Raw genomic sequence first — 20675 nt, forward strand, 5'->3', positions numbered from 1 at the left:
CGGCAGCATGCGCTTAACGGCGTTAAACTGTCAAGCGTGGTCACCCAGAGATCCCCCAAGCTGGACAAGAAGCAGGTCGTCGCCACCGCGCTGCGGCTGCTGAACGAGGCCGGTCTCGACGGCCTCACCCTCCGCGCCATCGCCAAGGAGCTGAACGTCCAGGCACCGGCCCTTTACTGGCACTTCAAGAACAAGCAGGAACTGCTCGACGAGATGGCGACGGAGATGTACCGGCGCATGGTCGACGACGCCCGGGACACGGCCGACACCACCTGGCAGCAGCGCCTCCTCACCGCCAACCGCGGACTGCGCACCGCGCTGCTGAGCTACCGCGACGGCGCCAAGGTCTTCAGCGGCTCACGCTTCACCGGCACCCTGCACGCGGTCGAGATGGAGCGGACCCTCGGGCTGTTCACCGACGCCGGCCACACCCTCGCCCAGGCGGTCCGCGCGACCACGACGGCGTTCCTCTACACGATCGGCCACGTCACCGAGGAACAGGGCGTCCAGCCCCTGCCGGGGGAGCGCCGCGAAGGGTACGACGTCGAAGAACGCGCCCGCCTGATGGCCGACTTCCCCCTGTCGGCCGCGGCGGGCGCGGAGATCTTCGAGGACTACGACCAGCACTTCGAGGAAGGCCTGGCCCTGGTGATCGCGGGCATCGAGGCCCGCTACGGCGCGGGAGGAGAGTCCCGCTAGCCGCGGCCCGTACGGGCGCTGCGGATCGCCCGGGCGACGACGGGCGGCACCAGGTCGGCGGCCAGGCGGCGACCCCGCCCGCGGCGCCGTACGGGGCCCGCGGGCGGAGCGGCGGAGGCGGGCGCGCCGTCCGGCACGGGGGACGGCGCGAACCGCGCGGGAGGGAACTCCGGTGCCCTCATGCCGTCCGACTTGAGGCGGACGATGCGGTGGCCGGCCGCCTCCTGGACGCTGAGCCGGCAGTCCCCGCGCCGGCGCGCCATCGCCAGCAGTTCCTCCTGCACGGGACCGGGATCGCCCCAGGTGCCGTACAGCTTCTGCGTGCTCAGACAGATCGGGCGCAGGCCCCGGTTGAGCACGGCCTCCCACACGGCGATCGAGACGCCCGGCGTGTGCTCCGAGCGGAAGTCGTCCAGGACCACCACCCCGCCGGGCAGCAGCACGTCGTGGGCGGCGCCGATGTCGCCGTGCACATGCTCGTACAGATGCGAGGCGTCGATGTGGACGAACCGGCAGGAGCCGGGAGCGACCTCGGCGGGGACGCGGGAACTGGGGCCCTGGAGGACACGGGGCAGGGTGTCGTGGAAGGAGAGGTAGTTCTCCTCGAAGGCGCGCCGGGTGAGCGTGCGGTACGACTTCGTCGACTCCGCCTTGTTGGCGTCGTCGGGCGCGTCGCCCTCGAAGAGGTCGCACACGGTGTAGCGCTCGTCCTCCCGCGGGCGGCGCCCCAGGAAGATCGCGCTCTTGCCCAGGTAGACACCGACCTCCAGCAGGTCGCCCCGGACACCGGTGCCCTCCTGCCGGTCGAGGAACCAGTCGAAGAGCACCTGGTCGAGAACGGGGAACCAGCCGGGGACGTCGTCGAGCGTGCGGGGCGGCCGAGTCGTGCCTGGTACAGCTGTCATGAGGAGAGATCACTCCCTGGCGGAGCCGGCGGGGTACGGGGACTGCCGTACGCCTGCCCGGGGACACACCCCCAAACGGCCGCCGAGATGAACGGCAGGCCAACTCGTCCGGACATCCGCGCCGTCGAGCGCCGGACCGGGTGTCGTCGGCCCGCCCGGCGCTCGACGGGCCGCTAGGAGCGGGGGCGCGACAGGGCCGTGCGGATCTTCGGGGTGAGCCACTTTTCGACGTAGCGGTTGAGCAGCCAGGCCAGCAGCAGCATCGTCGCGACCGTCAGCGGGAACGTGCCGTAGGACGGGATGTGCAGCGTGCGGTGATAGGCCTGGACGGCCACCCAGCCCAGGTGCTCGTGGACCAGGTAGAAGGGGTACGTCAGCGCACCGGCGACGCTCAGCCAGCGCCAGTTCGCCCAGTTCAGCCAGCCGAGCGCGATCGCGGCCACGGCCACGTACCCGAGTGTGACGACGAGGACGATGCCGAACGAGGTGCGGTACGAGAAGAAGTCCGGGTCGGGAGCGTGCCACAGCCGCTGGACGGCGTAGTGCTGGCCGATCAGCCAGCTCACGCCGACGATTCCCCAGGCGTACGCGTCCCGCCGGTCGCGGTGCACGAGGTAGAGGCCGACGCCGCCGATGAAGAACGGCGCGTACTCCGGCATCAGGACCAGGTTGAGGAGCGGCTCGTTCGCGGCCTGAGCGATCGCCGCGGCCAGCGTCCAGCCCGCGCAGAAGAGGATCACCCGCTGCCGACTCGCGCCGGGCAGCACGATGCACAGCGCGAACAGGGCGTAGAAGCGGACCTCCGCCCACAGCGTCCAGCACACGCCGAGCACCCGGTCGACGCCCAGGGGCTGCTGGAGCATCGTCAGGTTCACCAGCGCGTCGCTCGGCGAGACCGCCTTGTACGCCACCACGGGCAGCGCGAACACCGCCGTCACGATGACGATCGCCGCCCAGTAGGCGGGCAGCAGGCGGGAGGCGCGGGAGGCGAAGAACGCGCGCAGGGTGCGGCCCCAGCCGCTCATGCAGATCACGAACCCGCTGATGACGAAGAAGACCTGGACGCCCAGACAGCCGTACGCGAAGTACGAGTGCAGCAGGGGGAACTGATGCCGGGGGGAACTGCCCCACGCCTGCGTCACCTCGCCGTCGCGTCCCCCGTAGTGGTAACCGGCGACCATCAGCGCGGCGACGAGCCGCAGTCCGTCGAGCGCACGCAGGCGCGGAGCGTGCGCCCGGGTCAGTATCCGGGGCGGGACACCGTCGGCCCCGGTGCCCGGCGTGGGTTTCGTGGGCGTGGTGTCCAGGGGGGCCGAGGCGGGCCCGGCGGCCGAGGCGGTCATCCGAGCGTCGCCCGCTTCAGTGACCGGGCGCGGCGCGCCACCCGGCGGACCGTCGCGTTGCGCGGGATGAAGGCGAGCTGCGCGGGGACCGCGCCGGGCAGCGCCAGCGAGGTGAGCCTGCGGCGCTTGAAGTACCGCCAGGTGCCGTCGTTCAGACGGTGCGTCAGGTAGTCCTCGGCGCTCCCGCGCAGTTCCGGGTAGATCTTCGGCTGCATCGCGAACCCGACGGCCTGCACGAGCGCGGTGAGCGCCGTGACGTCCATGGCGCGCCGCTGTTCGGCGACCGCCGCCTTGTCCGTGAGCTCCGGCAGCAGGGCGTCCACGACGGTGACGGGGATGCGGTTGCTGTTCTCGTACGGGGTGAGGCGGTCCAGCAGCGACCCGGTGCCGATGCGGGCGACGGGCAGGCCGTACAGCGCGGACGCCGTGAGCAGCGCGGTGGAGAAGCAGCCGACGACCAGGGCGGGGCGCATCCGCTGGTAGAGCACCTCGGCGAGGACCGGTGTGTCGAGCACGGTGAGGTCGGCGCCGAGTCGCTCGGCCTCCTTCTCCAGGGTGCGCGACCAGCGGGCGGGAGCCGTCGGATGCGGTTTGAACACCACGCGGGTGTGGCCGAGCGCGATGGCGCCCTTCAGCATCCGTACGTGCAGGTCCTCCTCCTCCTCGGCGGTGAGGATGCCGAGCGCGGAGAGGTACTGGCCGAGGAGCAGCGCGGGCTCGTCGATCGCGGGCAACGCGTCGCCGGTGTCGACGAGTTCGCCGAGCACCTTGACGAACGCGTCCGTCGGCACGATCTCCGGCCGCACGTCGAACTCGGTGAGCAGCAGCGGGACCAGACCGGGGACCAGGTCCAGGTGGAGCAGCCGGGTGACCCGGGTGCCGACCAACGGGTCGATCTTGTTGCGGGTGGGGCCGTAGCTCATCAGGCCGTCGGCGTACACGGTGACGGGCGCGCCGGTGAAGATCTGCGCGACGCCCAGCGCCGGGTTCACCTGGATCGACTCGACGGCCAGCTCGACGTCGTCGTCGCCGAGGTCCCAGGCGAGCCGCAGATGCCGCTCCCACAGGGGCACGTCGTCGAGGCGCGGGGCCCAGCCGCCGGGGTGGAAGGGCGAGATGGTCTCGTTCCACGAGATCACGTCGTCGAACCGGCCGCGCAGCCGCTCGAAGCCCGGCATCTCGTCCACGCCGGGCGTCGTCTCGGGCGTCGCCGCGTTGTTGGAGACGAGCAGGATGCGCCGGTCGGCGGCGGCGAAGCAGTCGCTGTCCAGGGCGGCGGCGAGCGTGGCCGTGCCGTACAGCGTGGACGCCATGAAGATCTGGGTGGTCACGCGGCCACCCCCGTGCCGGGGGCGGGCCGGCGGCGCAGCCGGCGCAGCCGGGTGGCGCGCTGGACGTCCATCGAGTCGAGGGCGTCGTCGAGCACGTCCTGCGGCATGCGCCGCAGGGCGACCGCGCTCATCGACTTGAGTTTCCGTGCCACGGGTGGCTCGAACCTTTCGATGGATCCAAGATGATGGGAAATAATCGCGCAATACGTGCGCACGGCTTTGGGCAGGAGTTTTTCCGCGTCACGGTCCTCGGCGGTTTCCGCCACGACCTGATCGAACGCCCGAATGAAATCCAGCTGACGTACGTCGCCGATCTGCGTCAGTGAGGAGGCCACGCCACGCCGGTAGAACACGCCGAGCAGTCCCACCGTGGCGAAGGATTCGGCCTCCCGGTGCAGCTTCCAGATCCACGGCCGGTCCTCGGCCGTACGCAGCCCGTCGGTGAAGTGCAGCAGGCCGCGGTCGACCAGACGGCGGTGGTAGATGCCCGCCCAGGCGTAGGCGTAGTCGACGGACGTGGACCGGTCGGCGGGCAGGATCGCGTCGCGCGGATTCATCACCACGCCGCGCCGGCCGTGCGGGACCCGGTTGACGGTGCGGGCCCGCGCGGTGCACTGGACATGGTCCGTGCGCACGAAGTCGCAGCCCAACTCCTCGATGGAGGACAGGAGTTGCTGGTAGTAGCCGGGGGCGAGCCAGTCGTCCCCGTCGAGGAACGTGAGGTATTCGCCGCGCGCGGTGTCGATGCCCGTGTTCCGCGCGGTCGCCAGCCCTCCGTTCTTCTCGTGTCTGACATACACCGCACCCGGGAGCTCGCGCTCCGCGCGCGCGAGAATGTCAGGTGTCTCGTCGCGCGAGCAGTCGTCGACGAGAATGAATTCGAAGTCCTCGCGTGTGTTCGCACGCAGGCTCTTCAGGGTGTCGGGCGCATATTGCTGCACGTTGTAGAACGGCACGATGACGGAGAGCTTGACCACCCACGTGACGTTAGGCGGCGGCCCGGCATTCGTCTTGACCGTTGGTGAGATGTCAGGTGAACGACGCGTGGCGAAGCCGTGAACCCAGCTGATTTCCGTGCGTGGCGCGGCCCGATTCGCCATTCGTCGATGTGCTGTTAACCGTTTGTTGCATTCGGGTTGGGCCGCACCTCGAAATGGCTTCCTAGCGTCTTCGACGTGCCAGCAAGTACCACGAAGTCCCTGCGGGTGGCCGTCCTCGCGGATTCCGATACCCGGTGGAAATGGGGCTCGCTCACCGCGAACCGCCTTTCCCCTGCCGAATCGGACATGCGCCTCGACGGCTTCCTCCTGCGCGGCCGTGCCACTCCCACCGCCCGCCAGCTCGAAGAGGTCGGCGTCCGCGCGGATTCCCTCCGCGAGGTCACCGCCGTCGAATTCCTGCGCGAGATGGCGAAGGAGCCGTACGACGTCCTGGTCCTCGCGCTGGTCGGCGGCGCCGTCCAGGCGATGCTGCACGGCCTCGCCCACGCCTGGGACGGGCGCACGCGGCGGCCCGTGGTCGTCACCGGCTACGTCGGCGTCGTCTACGAGAAGCTCGCCGACGGCCTGCTCCTGCGGCACGGCGCGGACCTGGTCCTCGCCAACTCCCGCCAGGACGCGGACCGGTTCCGGGCCGTGTACGAAGGAGTGGGCGCCGACGCCTCCTCGGTGACCGAGGTCGCGCTGCCCTTCCTCGGCGGTGCGGACTACACCGGAAACGACCCGTACACGGTCGTCTTCGCCGCGCAGCCCTCCGTGCCGGAGAGCCGCAAGGACCGCACGTACCTGCTCGACCGGCTGATCGGGCACGCCCGCCTGCACCCGGAGCGCGAGGTGCTGCTCAAACTGCGCTCCAAGCCGGGCGAGCACACCACGCACATCGAGGAACTGCCCTACCAGAAGCTGGCGCAGAAGACCGACCTGCCGCCCAACTTCCGCCTCGTGTACGGGCACATGGGCGAGGTCCTGGACCGTACCGACCTGCTGGTCACCGTCAGCTCCACCGCGGCCCTGGAGTCGCTGCACCGGCGCATCCCCACCGTCGTCCTGACCGACCTCGGGGTGCGCGAGGCGCTCGGCAACCACCACTTCGTCGGCTCCGGCTGCCTCGCCTCCTGGGACCAGCTCGACGACGGACACCGGCCCACGCCCGACGCGGCCTGGGTGGCCCGGCAGGGCGTCGTCGCCGGGGGCCCCTCCTCCCGGCACGGCTCCTACGAGACGGCCTTCGACGGGGCGCGCCTGCGCATCGGCGAACTGCTGGAGGCCGGGAGCCTGCCGCCGCTCGCGCCCTACTACACGCCCGTCACCGCGCCCGGCTACCTGCCCGGCATCCTCGCCCGCCACCACCTCGGCCCGGACGGCAGCCCGCTGCCCGGCGCGCCCGCGGCGGACAAGGAGCCCAGCCCCGTACGGCAGATCGTGCGCCGGGCGGCCCGCGGCGCCTACCGCCACGGCGTCCAGCGCGTGGCACCGGTGATCCGGCGGATGGGCGAGCTGTGAGCGCCGCCGACCGGAGCGACGCGCGCGGAAACCCCCGCCCCCCACGCCTCTCTCGCCTCCCTCGTCAAGGAGAACAGCGCATGACCCATCAGGAAGCGGACCAAGCGGCGCCGATGCGCCGGGTGCTCGCGGTGATCCCCGCGCGCGGCGGCTCCAAGGGCGTGCCCGCGAAGAACCTCCTCCCGGTCGGCGGTGTGCCGCTGGTGGCCCGCGCGGTGCGCGAGTGCCGCGCGACCCGCCTCGTCACGGACGTCGTGGTCTCCACGGACGACCAGGCGATCGCTGCGGCGGCACGGCAGGCCGGCGCCGAGGTCGTGCTGCGCCCCGCCGCCATCGCCGGCGACACCGCGACCTCCGAGGCCGCCGTCCTGCACGCCATGGACGCCCACGAGGCGCTGCACGGCTCGGCCGTCGACGTGGTCCTCCTCGTCCAGTGCACCAGCCCGTTCATCGTCCGCGAGGACATCGACGGCGTCGCCGCGGCGGTCGTCGAGAACGGCGCGGACACCGCCCTGACCGTGGCCCCGTTCCACGGGTTCATCTGGCGGGACGCGGCCGACGACCCCGCCGTCGTGGACACCGCGCACACCGCCGAGGCGAGCGCGGCCGGCGCGGGAGGCACCACCAAGGTCGCCAACTCCACCGGCACGGACGGCGGCTACGGAGTCAACCACGACAAGTCCTTCCGCCCCCGGCGCCAGGACCGCCCCCAGGACCTCCTGGAGACCGGCGCGGCCTACGCGATGGACGCGACGGGGCTGCGCGAGCACAAGCACCGCTTCTTCGGCCGCACCGAGCTGGTGCGCACCGACCCCGCGCGGGTCCTGGAGATCGACGACCCGCACGACCTCGCCCGTGCCCGTGCCCTCGCGCCGCTCTTCGACGCCAACCGTCCCGGCTCCCTCCCGACCGCCGACGACATCGACGCGGTCGTCCTCGACTTCGACGGCACCCAGACCGACGACAGGGTGCTGATCGACTCCGACGGACGGGAGATCGTCTCCGTGCACCGCGGGGACGGCCTCGGCATCGCGGCCCTCCGCAGGAGCGGCCTGACGATGCTCGTCCTGTCCACGGAGAAGAACCCGGTCGTCGCCGCACGCGCACGCAAGCTCCAGATCCCCGTGCTGCACGGCATCGACCGGAAAGACCTCGCACTGAAGCAGTGGTGCGAGGAGCAGGGCATCGCGCCTGAGCGCGTGCTCTACGTCGGCAACGACGTCAACGACCTCCCGTGCTTCGCCCTCGTCGGCTGGCCCGTGGCGGTCGCGAGCGCCCACGACGTCGTGCGCGGCGCCGCACGCGCGGTCACCACCGTCCCCGGTGGTGACGGCGCGATCCGAGAGATCGCCAGCTGGATCCTCGGCCCCTCTCTCGATTCCCTCGACAAGTAAGGAACTTCTCCACCATGAGCACCAACTCCCGTCTGCGCACCTTCGGTTCGAAGACCGCCGGCCCGGGCCACCCCGTCTACGTCGTCGGCGAGATCGGCATCAACCACAACGGCGAGCTCGAGAACGCCTTCAAGCTGATCGACGCCGCCGCCGAGGCCGGCTGCGACGCCGTGAAGTTCCAGAAGCGCACGCCGGAGATCTGCACCCCGCGCGACCAGTGGGACATCGAGCGCGACACCCCCTGGGGCCGCATGACCTACATCGACTACCGCCACCGCGTGGAGTTCGGTGAGGACGAGTACCGCCAGATCGACGAGTACTCCAAGGAGAAGGGCATCGCCTGGTTCGCCTCCCCGTGGGACACCGAGGCCGTCGCCTTCCTGGAGAAGTTCGACGTCCCGGCCCACAAGGTCGCGTCCGCGTCCCTGACCGACGACGAGCTGCTGCGTTCGCTGCGCGCCACCGGCCGCACGGTCATCCTGTCCACCGGCATGTCGACCCCGAAGCAGATCCGTCACGCGGTCGAGGTCCTCGGCTCGGACAACATCCTGCTGTGCCACGCCACGTCGACCTACCCGGCCAAGGCCGAGGAGCTCAACCTGCGCGTCATCAACACCCTGCAGGCCGAGTACCCGAACGTCCCGATCGGCTACTCGGGCCACGAGACCGGCCTGCAGACCACGCTCGCCGCGGTCGCCCTGGGCGCCACCTTCGTCGAGCGCCACATCACCCTCGACCGCGCCATGTGGGGCTCCGACCAGGCGGCCTCCGTCGAGCCGCAGGGCCTGACCCGCCTCGTCCGTGACATCCGCACCATCGAGGCCTCCCTCGGTGACGGCGTCAAGAAGGTCTACGAGTCCGAGCTCGGCCCCATGAAGAAGCTGCGCCGTGTCGCGGGCGTCGTCGCCGAGGCGGAGATCGCCGCCGCCGCGGGCGAGCCGGTCGCGGTCTGAGCGCCTTACGACGGGACGGTCGTACACCGATGAGCCCCCGCGCCGGTTCCGCCGGCAGCCACATCCTCGCCTTCGTCGAGAGTCCGGTACAGCTCCTGAACGTGCTGGAGTGGGCGCACACGCACGCCCACAGTGCCGCGGCGGCGGCCGACGCGGGGCTCACCCGCGCGACGGCGCCCGGCGCGGAGCTCACCCTCGTCGTCCTGTCCCCGAACGACCCGATGACCCGGGGCCAGTTGCGCCGCATGGCCGAGCTGGCCCGCGACGAGGGCCACGAGGTCCGCTGGGAGGAGGCACGCGGCGGCACCACCGCCCCCTTCCACACCATCGGGGGACTGGCCCCCCTGCTCCGCCGGGCCCGCCGCATCGTCATGGGGGACCCCTTCTCCCGGTACGTGCAGCTGCTGCTGACCATCACCCGGGCCCAGGACCTGGTCGTGGTCGACGACGGCACGGCGACGATGGAGTTCGTCGCCCAGCTCGCCCGCGGCGAGCGCCTCGTGCGCTGGCACCGGCGCGGCGGCCGCCCCGGCCCGCGCGACGTGCTCTTCGCGCCGGTCTCCGCCTCGGCCCGCCGCCGTCTCACCCCGACCGAGCACCGCACGGTCGAGGTCTTCTCCTCCATGCCGATCGAATCGGCACCAGACGGCGTCCGCGTCACCGCCAACGACTTCTCATGGACCCGCGCCCGCTTCGGGCCGCCCCGCATCACCAAGGGCGCCGACCTCGTCGGCACGTCCCTCGTCGAGACCGGGGTCGTCGACCCGGACCGCTACCTGGAGGCGGTGCGCTCCCTCGCCGCCGCCCACGGCGCGACCCGCTACTTCGCGCACCGCCGCGAGAGTGCCGACAAGCTGCACCGGCTGGCCGCCGAGACCGGGCTGGAGATCGTCCGCCCCGACCTGCCCCTCGAACTGATCGCCCGCCGCGGCCCCATCGGCCGTACGATCCTGAGCTTCCCGTCGACGGTCGTCCACACCCTCCCGCTCGCCCTCGTGGGCACCGAGGTCCGCGTGGCCGTCTGCGACATCGACCCGGCCTGGCTGACGGAGAACGCCTCCCCGCGCGCGCAGGGCTTCCTGTCGGGGGTCACGGGCACCGCACGCGACGTCCACCGGCTCTCGGCGGTGAGCACGGCCTGACGCCTCGACACCCCGAGGCGCACGCCCCGTGTTGGAACAGTGGCGCTCACATGAGCGTCCGGCGGCGGGTGAAGGGCGCGGACGTGGTATGCGTGGGGTACGGGAATGGCCTCGGGAACCCCGAGCGTTCCCCGGAAGGGTTCCGCGCGCCCTCGCGGACCGGAATCGAGGGCCGGTCACCACATCGGCCCAAGATCCAATCGCTCGGAAAGCCGGGCGAGTTTACCCATCCCCGCCAATAGCTATGCGGTGCGCGGCCGATTTTTCTTCCCCTAACGGGCTGAAGTTTTGTTGATCGTGGGTCGGTCGGCCGCCCGATCGCCCTACCCTTCAAAGGGTGAACCAACTGATGTCCCGAGAGTCCGAGGCCGATCTCCCCGGGGAACCGCTGCTCCCCGGCGCGCTGCCCGAGGCACTGCGCGCCGAACTCGTTGCGTTCCGCCGAGACCTGCACATGCACCCCGAGCTCGGCAACCAGGAGTTCCGCACCACAGCGGCGCTCAAGGCGCGCCTGGAGCAGGCCGGCCTCCAGCCGCGAGTGCTCGCCATCGGCACCGGACTCATCTGCGACATCGGCGACCGGGACGACGTACGGCCCATGCTCGCGCTGCGCGCCGACATCGACGCGCTGCCCATCCCGGACACCAAGACCGACTGCGCGTACCGGTCCACCGTGCCCGACCGTGCCCATGCCTGCGGCCACGACATCCACACGACGGTCGTGCTCGGCGCCGGGCTGGTCCTCGCCGAGCTGCACCGCGAGGGGCGGCTGCCCCGCCCCGTGCGGCTGATCTTCCAGCCCGCGGAGGAGGTGCTGCCCGGCGGCGCCCCGGACGCGATCGACTCGGGCGTCCTCGACGGCGTGGGGCGCATCATCGGCGTGCACTGCGACCCGAGGGTGGACGCGGGGCGCATCGGACTGCGGCACGGCGCCATCACCTCGGCGTGCGACCGGCTCGAGGTCTCACTCGACGGCGCGGGCGGGCACACCGCGCGCCCGCACCTCACCACCGACCTCGTCACCGCGGCCGCCCGTGTCGTCACCGACGTGCCGGCCCTCGTCTCCCGGCGCGTCGACGCCCGCAGCGGGCTCGCCGTGACCTGGGGCCGTATCGAGTCGGGCCACGCCTGCAACGTCATCCCGCAGCACGCCGAGCTCTCCGGGACCGTGCGCTGCCTGGACCTGGAGGCCTGGCGGGCCGCGCCCGACCTGCTGCACGCCGCGATCGACGAGATCGCGAACCTCTACCGCGCCAAGTCCGAGATCAACTACATCCGCGGCGTCCCCCCGGTCGTCAACGACCCGGCCGTCTCGGAGCTCCTGCGCCACGCGATGACCGCACGGCGCGGGGCGCACTCCATCGAGGACACCGAACAGAGCCTCGGCGGCGAGGACTTCTCCTGGTACCTGGAGCATGTGCCGGGCGCGATGGCCCGCCTCGGGGTGCGCACTCCGGGCGACCGCACCACCCGCGACCTGCACCGCGGCGACTTCGACGCGGACGAGTCGGCCATCACCGTCGGCGTCGAGCTGTTCACGGCGGCGGCACTGCTGGACGCCGACGCGTGAGGAGGGCGGGCGCGACCGGCGACTCGGTCGCGCCCTTCACCGTCGCGCAGTAGCGTGGGCCGAGCCATCCGTGGCCACGGGCCTCGTCACGCGGCCCGCTCCTTGCGGACGCGAAGGGTGATGCCGGTGGCGGGTGTTGTGCGCCCCCTTGCTCCTTTCGGCCCCGTGGTTCACAAGGACGTAACCGGCCATCGGCACGAATGGATAACGGCCACGCGGTACCCCGTTCCCTGGACGGTCTACGCGCGTTAATCTGCGCCGAACTCAGCACCCACTGCGGGGCTTTGGAGAATGGGGAACTTCAGATGCGTCGGATATCCAGCCTGACCCGCGTCGCGGTGGGGGTCGCGTCGCTCGCACTCGCCGCCACGGCCTGCGGCGGCACCAGCAATGACAGCGACAAGGGCAGCGGCGACAGCAGCAAGACCGGCAAGGGTCTCGCCATTGCCTACGACGTCGGCGGCAAGGGCGACCAGTCCTTCAACGACGCCGCGTACGAGGGCCTGAAGAAGGCGAAGGCGGAGTTCAAGTACGCCACCGCCGACATCGAGCCCACCGACGGCGAGACCGACGCCGACAAGGAGCAGCGTCTCGCGTCGCTGGCCAAGCAGGGCTACAACCCGGTCATCGGCATCGGCTTCGCCTACGGTCCCGCCCTGGAGGCGGTGGCCAAGAAGTACCCGAAGACCAGCTTCGGCATCGTCGACTCGGTCGTCGAGGGCGACAACGTGGCGTCCCTGGTCTTCGCCGAGCAGGAGTCCTCCTACCTCGCCGGTGTCGCGGCCGCCAAGGCCACCAAGTCCAACACGGTCGGCTTCGTGGGCGGTGTGGACATCCCGCTGATCCACAAGTTCGAGGCGGGCTACAAGCAGGGCGTCAAGGACACCAAGCCGGGCGTCAAGGTCCTCTCCCAGTACCTGACGCAGACCGCCGAGGAGGGCGGCTTCTCCAGCCCCGACAAGGGCAAGGCCGCCGCCGAGGGTCAGATCGAGAAGAAGGCCGACGTCGTCTACCAGGCGGCCGGCCTGTCCGGGCAGGGCGTGATCGAGGCCGCCGCCAAGGCGAAGGTGTGGGCGATCGGCGTCGACTCCGACCAGTACAAGCAGGAAGCGCTGGCCAAGTACAAGGACTACATCCTGACCTCCGCGCTCAAGGACGTCGGCGGTGCCGTGTACTCGCTCGCCAAGTCCGTCAAGGACGGCAAGCCGCTGACCGGCACGCAGACCTTCGACCTGAAGGTGAACGGCGTCGGCCTCGCCGACAGCAACCCGAAGATGGCGGAGATCTCCGGCCTCACCGACGCCGTGGCCAAGGCCAAGGAGGGCATCGTCGGCGGCTCCATCAAGGTCAAGACCGAGTAGTGACCGCACGGGCGCGCTGAGGCTCGCCCCCGCCGGAACCGGCGAATGTGGTCGAAGTTACACAGAGCGGGCGGGCACCCATGGTGCCCGCCCGCTCTCGTGCGCCCCGCGCAGGTCACCCACCGCCACAGCGCCTTTGCGTTCGGCAAGTCTCCGCACGGCGCGCGCGTGGCGTCGGGCACAGCCGGATAACAAGGTGGACAGAAGGGGTTTTCTAGTTGGTCTACGCGCGTTAATCTGCGGCGAAGCCAGCGCCGAAGCTGAACCGTCAGGCGCTTGTACGACAGGAGCACAACACATGCGCCGGGTTACCCGCATCGCGCTCGCAGGTACTGCGACCGCCTCTCTCGCCCTCGCTCTCTCCGCCTGTGGCGGCACCTCGACCTCCAGCTCGTCCTCGGACAGCAAGGGCGACAAGGGCCTCGCCATCGCGTACGACGTCGGCGGCAAGGGCGACCAGTCCTTCAACGACGCCGCGTTCGAGGGCCTGAAGAAGGCGAAGGCGGAGTTCAAGTACGAGACCGCCGACGTCGAGCCCACCGACGGCGAGACGGACGCGGACAAGACGCAGCGCCTGGTCTCGCTGGCCAAGCAGGGCTACAACCCGGTCATCGGCATCGGCTACGCCTACGGCCCGGCCATCAAGGCCGCCGCGGAGAAGTACCCCGACACCACCTTCGGCATCGTCGACGACTCCACCGTCACGTCGAAGAACGTCGCGGACCTGGTCTTCTCCGAGCAGGAGGCCTCCTACCTCGCCGGTGTCGCGGCCGCCAAGGCCACCAAGTCCGACACGGTCGGCTTCGTGGGCGGTGTGGACGTTCCGCTGATCCACAAGTTCGAGGCGGGCTTCGAGCAGGGCGTCAAGGACACCAAGCCGGGCGTCAAGGTCCTCTCCCAGTACCTGACGCAGACCGCCGAGGAGGGCGGCTTCTCCAGCCCCGACAAGGGCAAGACGGCCGCCGAGGGCCAGATCGAGAAGAAGGCCGACGTCGTCTACGCGGCGGCCGGTCTGTCCGGTCAGGGTGTCATCGAGGCCGCCGCCGCCAACAAGGTGTGGGCGATCGGTGTCGACTCCGACCAGTACCAGCAGGAAGCGCTGGCCAAGTACAAGGACTCGATCCTGACTTCGGCGACCAAGAACGTGGCGAGCGCTGTGTACAACCTTGCGAAGTCGGTCGAGGATGGCAAGCCGGAGACCGGTATCGTACGGGGCGATCTGAAGACCGGTGAGGTCGGCCTGGCCGATTCCAACCCGGAGTTCAAGAGCGACAAGGCGATCCAGGACGCCGTCAAGGCGGCCCAGGAGAAGATCGTCAGCGGCAAGATCAAGGTCAAGACCAGCTGACGAGCAAGACCTCAGGAGCAGCCATGCGGCTTCGAGGACGTACAGGCGCAACCCCCTGCCGCGCGGCACGGGAGCGCACCTGTCCTGCCTCGGAGCCGCTTGGTAACCGCGGGGTTACGTCCGCTCAACGGGATACGAGGAGTCTGGCTCCCCGTATCCCGTTCTCGCGGGGCGTGGCCCCCTTCGTTGCCGTAGGGGCGCTACGCGCGTAGACGACCCCCTTTCCCTCAGGAGAGTGCGCCATCAACGCGTCCAGCAGCCCTCCGGCCGGCGCGGTCAACGGTCAGGTGACCGCTGTCGAACTCGCCGGGATCACCAAGCGGTTCCCCGGTGTCGTGGCCAACCATGACATCCACCTCAGCGTCCGCAAGGGCACGGTCCACGCTCTGGTCGGCGAGAACGGTGCCGGCAAGTCGACGCTGATGAAGATCCTCTACGGCATGCAGAAGCCGGACGAGGGCACCATCGCCGTCGACGGCGAGCAGGTCACCTTCTCGTCGCCCGCCGACGCCATCGTGCGCGGCATCGGCATGGTCCACCAGCACTTCATGCTGGCCGACAACCTCACCGTCCTGGAGAACGTCGTCCTGGGCAGCGAGAAGCTGTACGGCATCGGCGCCAAGGCCCGCCGCAAGATCGCGGAGATCTCCGAGCGCTACGGCCTGGGCGTCCGCCCCGACGTCCTGGTCGAGAACCTCGGTGTCGCCGACCGCCAGCGTGTGGAGATCCTCAAGGTCCTCTACCGCGGCGCCCGCATCCTGATCCTGGACGAGCCCACCGCCGTCCTCGTGCCGCAGGAGGTCGACGCACTCTTCGACAACCTGCGCGAGCTCAAGTCCGAGGGCCTGTCCGTCATCTTCATCTCGCACAAGCTGGGCGAGGTCCTGTCGGTCGCCGACGACATCACGGTCATCCGCCGCGGTACGACGGTCGGCACCGCCGTCCCCTCCGAGACGACGCCCCGCCAGCTCGCCGAGCTGATGGTCGGCAGCGAGCTGCCGACGCCGGAGACCGCGGAGTCCACCGTCACGGACCAGCCGGTCATCCAGGTCAAGGGCCTCACGGCCTTCGCCAGCGGTGGCGCCTCCCTCGGCGACCTCGCCGAGCCGACGCCGGACAGCGGCCTGGTCGCGGAGGACAAGGCCGAGACCGCCGACGCGGTCAAGCGTGTCCTCGACGACGTCACCTTCACCATCCACGCGGGCGAGGTCATGGGCATCGCCGGCGTCGAGGGCAATGGCCAGACCGAGCTCATCGACGCGCTGATCGGCCTCAAGCGCGCCGATTCCGGCTCCGTCAGCTTCCTCGGCGAGGACATCACCGCCTGGGCCACCCGCAAGCGCCGCGAGCAGGGCATCGGCTACATCCCCGAGGACCGCCACCGCCACGGTCTCCTCCTGGAAGCCCCGCTCTGGGAGAACCGCATCCTCGGTCACGTCACCGAGAAGCCCAACGCGAAGGGCGTCTGGCTCGACATCAAGGGCGCCCAGGAGGACACCAAGCGGATCGTCAAGGAGTACGACGTCCGTACGCCCGGCATCGACGTCACCGCCGCCTCCCTGTCCGGCGGCAACCAGCAGAAGCTGATCGTCGGCCGCGAGATGAGCCACAACCCGAAGTTCCTGATCGCCGCCCACCCCACTCGCGGTGTGGACGTCGGCGCGCAGGCGCAGATCTGGGACCAGATCCGTGCGGCGCGTCGCGAGGGCCTGGCCGTGCTGCTGATCTCCGCGGACCTGGACGAGCTGATCGGCCTGTCCGACACTCTCCGGGTGATCTACAACGGCCGGCTCGTCGCGGACGCCGACCCGGCCACCATCACCCCGGAGGAGCTCGGCTCGGCCATGACCGGCGCCGCCTCCGGACACCTCGAGAACGAAGAGCTCGCAGCGCAGGCGGAGCTCGAAGAGCACGCCGAAACCCCGGCAGACGCCCCGGAAGACGAGGCCCGCTGATGAAGAAGTTCGACAAGGAGCGCCTGCTCCTCGCGGTGGCCGGGCCGGTCATCGCGCTCGTCGTGGCCGTGGCGCTGACCTCGGTCGTGCTGATCGCATCGGGCAAGAACCCGATCGAGCCGTACTCGATCATGTTCGAGCAGGCCACGTTCTCCGACATCCAGGTCCTGATCGTCAACCAGGCCTCGCTGTACTACATCGCGGCCCTCGCGGTGGCCATCGGCTTCCGGATGAACCTGTTCAACATCGGCGTGGACGGTCAGTACCAGCTCGCCGCCATGATGGCCGCGGTCGTCGGCGCCCACGTCGCGCTGCCCGCGGCGCTCCAGGTCCCGCTGCTGATCCTGACCGCGGTCTTCACCGGTGCGTTCTGGGCCGGCATCGCCGGTGTCCTCAAGGTCACCCGCGGCGTCAGCGAGGTCGTCGCGACGATCATGCTCAACGCGATCGCGACCTCCGTCATCGCCTACCTGTGGCTGCCCAGCGTCTTCGGCGTCAAGGTCGGCAACAACAACACCACCGGCGAGATGCACGAGTCCGGCTGGGTGCCCGGCTTCAACATGGGCGAGGCCGGAGAGATCTACGGCCTCGTGATCCTCGCGGTCGTCCTCGGCATCGGCTACTGGGTCGTCCTCAACCGCACCCGCTTCGGCTTCGACCTGCGCGCCTCCGGCGCCTCGGAGAGCGCCGCCTCGGCCAGCGGTGTGGACCCCAAGCGCATGGTGCTCACCGCCATGCTCGTCTCCGGCGGCATGGCCGGCCTCGCGGGCCTGCCGATCCTGCTCGGCGACACGCACACGTACAGCCTGAACTTCCCGACCGGCATCGGCTTCCTCGGCATCGGCATCGCGCTGCTCGGCCGCAACAGCCCGGTGGGCATCGCCTTCGCGGCCCTGCTGTGGGCCTGGCTCGACAAGGCGTCGCCCGAGCTGGACTTCCACGGCTACGACAAGGAGATCGCGGTCATCATGCAGGGCCTGATCGTGATCGCGGTCGTGGTCTCGTACGAGGCCGTGCGCGAGTGGGGTCTGCGCCGTCAGCAGCGCCGTGTCGGCGCGGAACTCGCCGCGGGCCACGTCCTCGGCGCCGCCAACAACACCGAGAAGGAGGTGGCTGGCCGATGACCACCGCAACCGACGTCAACCAGCCCACGCTGCAGCCCGCGGCACCCGGCAGCCGCCGGCTGTCGCTCCCCGTCCTCCTGCTGGTCATCGCGGGCGGCCTGGCGCTGACCTCGATCGTCCGCATCATCACGGGCGCCGACGGCATCACCAACGTGAGTCAGATGTCGACCGCGCTCCAGCTGGCCGTCCCGATCGGCCTCGCCGGTCTCGGCGGCCTCTGGGCGGAGCGCTCGGGCGTCGTCAACATCGGCCTCGAAGGCATGATGATCCTCGGCACCTGGTTCGGCGCCTGGGCCGGCTACCAGTGGGGTCCGTGGACCGGTGTCCTGGTCGGCATCATCGGCGGCGCGATCGGCGGCCTGCTGCACGCGATCATCACCGTCACCTTCAACGTCAACCACATCGTCTCCGGTGTGGCCATCAACATCCTGGCGCTCGGTGCCACCCGCTACCTGGCCCCCCTCGCCTTCGAGGGCGTCCAGGGCGGCTCGGCCAAGCAGTCCCCGCCGGTCGAGTCCCTCGGCCACTTCACGGTGCCGGGACTCTCCGACTGGCTCAGCACGCTCAACTCCAAGGGCTGGTTCTTCCTCTCGGACATCGCGGGTCTGCTCGGCGGCCTGGTCACCAACGTCTCCTGGCTGACCCTGATCGCCGTCGCGCTGATCCCGGCCACCTGGTGGATCCTGTGGCGTACGCCCTTCGGTCTGCGCCTGCGGTCCTGCGGCGAGAACCCGATCGCGGCCGAGTCGCTCGGTGTCAACGTCTACAAGTACAAGTACCTGGCCGTGATCATCTCCGGTGGCCTGGCCGGCCTCGGCGGTGTCTTCCTGTCGATCGTCGCCAACCCCTTCTACCTGGAGGGCCAGACCAGCGGTCGCGGCTACATCGGTCTCGCCGCGATGATCTTCGGCAACTGGATGCCGGGCGGACTCGCCATCGGCGCCGGCCTGTTCGGCTACACCGACAGCCTCAACCTGCGCGGCGGCGCCGAGAACGTCCACGCGCTGCTGCTCCTCGGTGCCATCCTGCTCGTCATCGGCGCGATCTGGTCGGTGGTCAAGAAGAAGTACGTGACCTCCGTGATCACCCTGGCCGTCGGTGTGCTCGTGTTCCTCTGGTACTCCCTCACCGACGAGGTGCCGAACCAGATCGTCTCGGCCACGCCGTACGTCATCACCCTGCTCGTCCTCTCGCTCTCGGCGCAGCGCCTGCGGATGCCGAAGGCGGACGGCATGCCGTACCGGAAGGGACAGGGCAAGTGACCGCCGCCGGCGCGGGATCCGCGGACGTCGACTGGGAGGCCCTGCGGGCCGTCGCGCGGGACGCCATGTCCCGCTCGTACTCCCCGTACTCGGGCTACCCGGTCGGCTGCGCGGCCCTCGTCGACGACGGCCGGACCGTCTCCGGCTGCAATGTCGAGAACGCCTCGTACGGGCTCGGGCTGTGCGCCGAGTGCGGTCTGGTCTCCCAGCTGCAGAACACGGGCGGCGGCCGGCTGACGCACTTCACGTGTGTCGACGGACAGGGCGAGATCCTCGTCCCGTGCGGACGCTGCCGCCAGCTGCTCTTCGAGTTCGGCGGTCCCGAGCTGCTGCTGGAGACCCCGGCCGGAGTCCTGCCGCTCTCCGAGATGCTGCCGCAGGCCTTCGGGCCCGGCCATCTCGCCCAGTAATTCCCGCGGCCCCTCCCGGTCCTGTGATCTCCTGATCCCGCCGGGAGGGGCCGCCCCATTTCTTCGGAAGGAAAGCCATGGCCATGGACGCCGTCTCCGTCATCCGCACCAAGCGGGACCGCGGTGAGCTCAGCGACGCGCAGATCGACTGGGTCGTCGACGCGTACACCCGCGGCGAGGTCGCCGACTACCAGATGGCCGCGCTCAACATGGCGATCCTGCTCAACGGCATGAACCGCCGCGAGATCGCCCGCTGGACCGCGGCGATGATCGCCTCCGGCGAGCGCATGGACTTCTCCTCGCTGTCCCGCCCGACGGCCGACAAGCACTCGACGGGTGGCGTCGGTGACAAGATCACGCTCCCGCTGGCGCCCCTCGTGGCGGCCTGCGGTGCCGCGGTCCCGCAGCTGTCCGGACGCGGCCTCGGCCACACCGGCGGCACGCTCGACAAGCTGGAGTCCATCCCCGGCTGGCGCGCGCTGCTGTCCAACGAGGAGATGCTGGACGTCCTCGACACGACCGGCGCGGTGATCTGCGCGGCGGGCGACGGCCTGGCCCCCGCGGACAAGAAGCTGTACGCGCTGCGCGATGTGACCGGCACGGTCGAGGCGATCCCGCTGATCGCCTCCTCGATCATGTCGAAGAAGATCGCGGAGGGCACCGGCTCGCTCGTCCTGGACGTGAAGGTCGGCACCGGCGCCTTCATGAAGACCATCGAGGACGCGCGGGAGCTGGCGTCCACGATGGTGGGCCTCGGCACCGACCACGGGGTCAAGACGGTCGCGCTGCTCACCGACATGTCGACGCCGCTCGGCCTGACCGCGGGCAACGCCCTGGAGGTCCGCGAGTCCGTGGAGGTCCTGGCGGGCGGCGGCCCGGCCGACGTCGTCGACCTCACCGTCGCCCTCGCGCGCGAGATGCTCGACGCCGCCGGCATCAAGGACGCGGACCCGGCGAAGGCGCTGGCCGACGGCTCCGCGATGGACGTGTGGCGCCGCATGATCGCCGCGCAGGGCGGCGACCCGGACGCCGCGCTGCCCGTAGCCCGTGAGCAGCACGTGGTGACCGCCCCGGCATCCGGCGTGCTGACCCGTCTCGACGCGTACGACATCGGCATCGCCGCCTGGCGCCTCGGTGCCGGCCGCGCCCGCAAGGAGGACCCGGTGCAGGCCGGCGCGGGCGTGGAACTGCACGCCAAGCCGGGCGACACGGTGACCGCGGGCCAGCCGTTGCTCACCCTGCACACCGACACCCCGGAGCGCTTCGAGTACGCGCTGCAGGCGGTCGACGGTTCGTACGACATCGCGGACGCCGGCACGGACTTCACGGCGACGCCGATCGTGCTCGACCGGATCGCCTGACCGGAACGACCCCGAC

At 70.5% G+C, this 20675-nt stretch carries 17 protein-coding genes; 13 read left to right on the plus strand and 4 right to left on the minus strand.

Annotation, left to right across the window (positions count from 1 at the left end):
* The first annotated feature begins 36 nt into the window (after positions 1 to 36).
* The gene (locus ABEB03_RS32140) at positions 37 to 699 is read left to right on the plus strand and encodes a TetR/AcrR family transcriptional regulator (RefSeq protein ID WP_345656340.1); all 663 of its coding nucleotides are present in this window, start codon (positions 37 to 39) and stop codon (positions 697 to 699) included.
* Here ABEB03_RS32140 and ABEB03_RS32145 read toward each other — a convergent pair.
* The 4 genes from ABEB03_RS32145 to ABEB03_RS32160 form a co-directional block, all read right to left on the minus strand.
* On the minus strand, positions 696 to 1604 hold the full coding sequence (locus ABEB03_RS32145; RefSeq protein ID WP_345656341.1) for a class I SAM-dependent methyltransferase: 909 nt from the start codon (positions 1602 to 1604) through the stop codon (positions 696 to 698). The genes ABEB03_RS32140 and ABEB03_RS32145 overlap by 4 nt on opposite strands.
* 173 nt (positions 1605 to 1777) lie before the next feature.
* Entirely contained in the window at positions 1778 to 2947 is a 1170-nt protein-coding gene (locus ABEB03_RS32150) for an acyltransferase family protein (RefSeq protein WP_345656342.1), read from the minus strand.
* Entirely contained in the window at positions 2944 to 4278 is a 1335-nt protein-coding gene (locus ABEB03_RS32155) for a polysialyltransferase family glycosyltransferase (RefSeq protein ID WP_345656343.1), read from the minus strand. The genes ABEB03_RS32150 and ABEB03_RS32155 overlap by 4 nt, the downstream gene beginning before the upstream one ends.
* Entirely contained in the window at positions 4275 to 5255 is a 981-nt protein-coding gene (locus ABEB03_RS32160; protein ID WP_345656344.1) for a glycosyltransferase family 2 protein, read from the minus strand. Before ABEB03_RS32160 ends, ABEB03_RS32155 begins: the two co-directional genes overlap by 4 nt.
* A gap of 198 nt (positions 5256 to 5453) precedes the next feature.
* Here ABEB03_RS32160 and ABEB03_RS32165 point away from each other — a divergent pair, with 198 nt between their 5' ends.
* The 12 genes from ABEB03_RS32165 (at position 5454) to ABEB03_RS32220 (ending at position 20659) form a co-directional block, all read left to right on the plus strand.
* Positions 5454 to 6779, plus strand: a complete 1326-nt coding sequence (locus tag ABEB03_RS32165) for a DUF6716 putative glycosyltransferase (protein ID WP_345656345.1) — start codon at positions 5454 to 5456, stop codon at positions 6777 to 6779.
* Between the two features lie 80 nt (positions 6780 to 6859).
* Positions 6860 to 8173 carry an N-acylneuraminate cytidylyltransferase gene (locus ABEB03_RS32170; protein WP_345656346.1) on the plus strand — a complete coding sequence of 438 codons (1314 nt, stop codon included), beginning with the start codon at positions 6860 to 6862 and terminating at the stop codon, positions 8171 to 8173.
* A gap of 14 nt (positions 8174 to 8187) precedes the next feature.
* Entirely contained in the window at positions 8188 to 9126 is a 939-nt protein-coding gene (locus tag ABEB03_RS32175; protein ID WP_028802952.1) for an N-acetylneuraminate synthase family protein, read from the plus strand.
* Between the two features lie 29 nt (positions 9127 to 9155).
* On the plus strand, positions 9156 to 10268 hold the full coding sequence (locus tag ABEB03_RS32180) for a hypothetical protein (protein WP_345656347.1): 1113 nt from the start codon (positions 9156 to 9158) through the stop codon (positions 10266 to 10268).
* 349 nt (positions 10269 to 10617) lie between these two features.
* The gene (locus ABEB03_RS32185) at positions 10618 to 11838 is read left to right on the plus strand and encodes an amidohydrolase (protein WP_345656465.1); all 1221 of its coding nucleotides are present in this window, start codon (positions 10618 to 10620) and stop codon (positions 11836 to 11838) included.
* A gap of 305 nt (positions 11839 to 12143) precedes the next feature.
* Positions 12144 to 13199: a BMP family lipoprotein gene (locus ABEB03_RS32190; RefSeq protein ID WP_345656348.1), complete on the plus strand. Its 1056-nt coding sequence runs from the start codon at positions 12144 to 12146 to the stop codon at positions 13197 to 13199.
* A gap of 298 nt (positions 13200 to 13497) precedes the next feature.
* The gene (locus tag ABEB03_RS32195; RefSeq protein WP_345656349.1) at positions 13498 to 14547 is read left to right on the plus strand and encodes a BMP family lipoprotein; all 1050 of its coding nucleotides are present in this window, start codon (positions 13498 to 13500) and stop codon (positions 14545 to 14547) included.
* A gap of 287 nt (positions 14548 to 14834) precedes the next feature.
* Entirely contained in the window at positions 14835 to 16502 is a 1668-nt protein-coding gene (locus ABEB03_RS32200; protein ID WP_345656350.1) for an ABC transporter ATP-binding protein, read from the plus strand.
* On the plus strand, positions 16502 to 17626 hold the full coding sequence (locus tag ABEB03_RS32205; protein ID WP_345656351.1) for an ABC transporter permease: 1125 nt from the start codon (positions 16502 to 16504) through the stop codon (positions 17624 to 17626). Before ABEB03_RS32200 ends, ABEB03_RS32205 begins: the two co-directional genes overlap by 1 nt.
* A complete protein-coding gene (locus tag ABEB03_RS32210; RefSeq protein ID WP_345656352.1) occupies positions 17623 to 18888 on the plus strand; it encodes an ABC transporter permease in 1266 nt (421 codons plus the stop codon). The genes ABEB03_RS32205 and ABEB03_RS32210 overlap by 4 nt, the downstream gene beginning before the upstream one ends.
* Complete coding sequence (locus ABEB03_RS32215; RefSeq protein WP_345656353.1) at positions 18885 to 19298, plus strand: cytidine deaminase; 414 nt, start codon at positions 18885 to 18887, stop codon at positions 19296 to 19298. The genes ABEB03_RS32210 and ABEB03_RS32215 overlap by 4 nt, the downstream gene beginning before the upstream one ends.
* Positions 19299 to 19381: 83 nt before the next feature.
* Positions 19382 to 20659, plus strand: coding sequence for a thymidine phosphorylase (locus ABEB03_RS32220; protein WP_345656466.1), 1278 nt, complete (start codon positions 19382 to 19384; stop codon positions 20657 to 20659).
* Positions 20660 to 20675 lie beyond the last annotated feature (16 nt).

The organism is Streptomyces siamensis, assembly GCF_039543605.1.
GTDB classification, from domain to species: domain Bacteria; phylum Actinomycetota; class Actinomycetes; order Streptomycetales; family Streptomycetaceae; genus Streptomyces; species Streptomyces siamensis.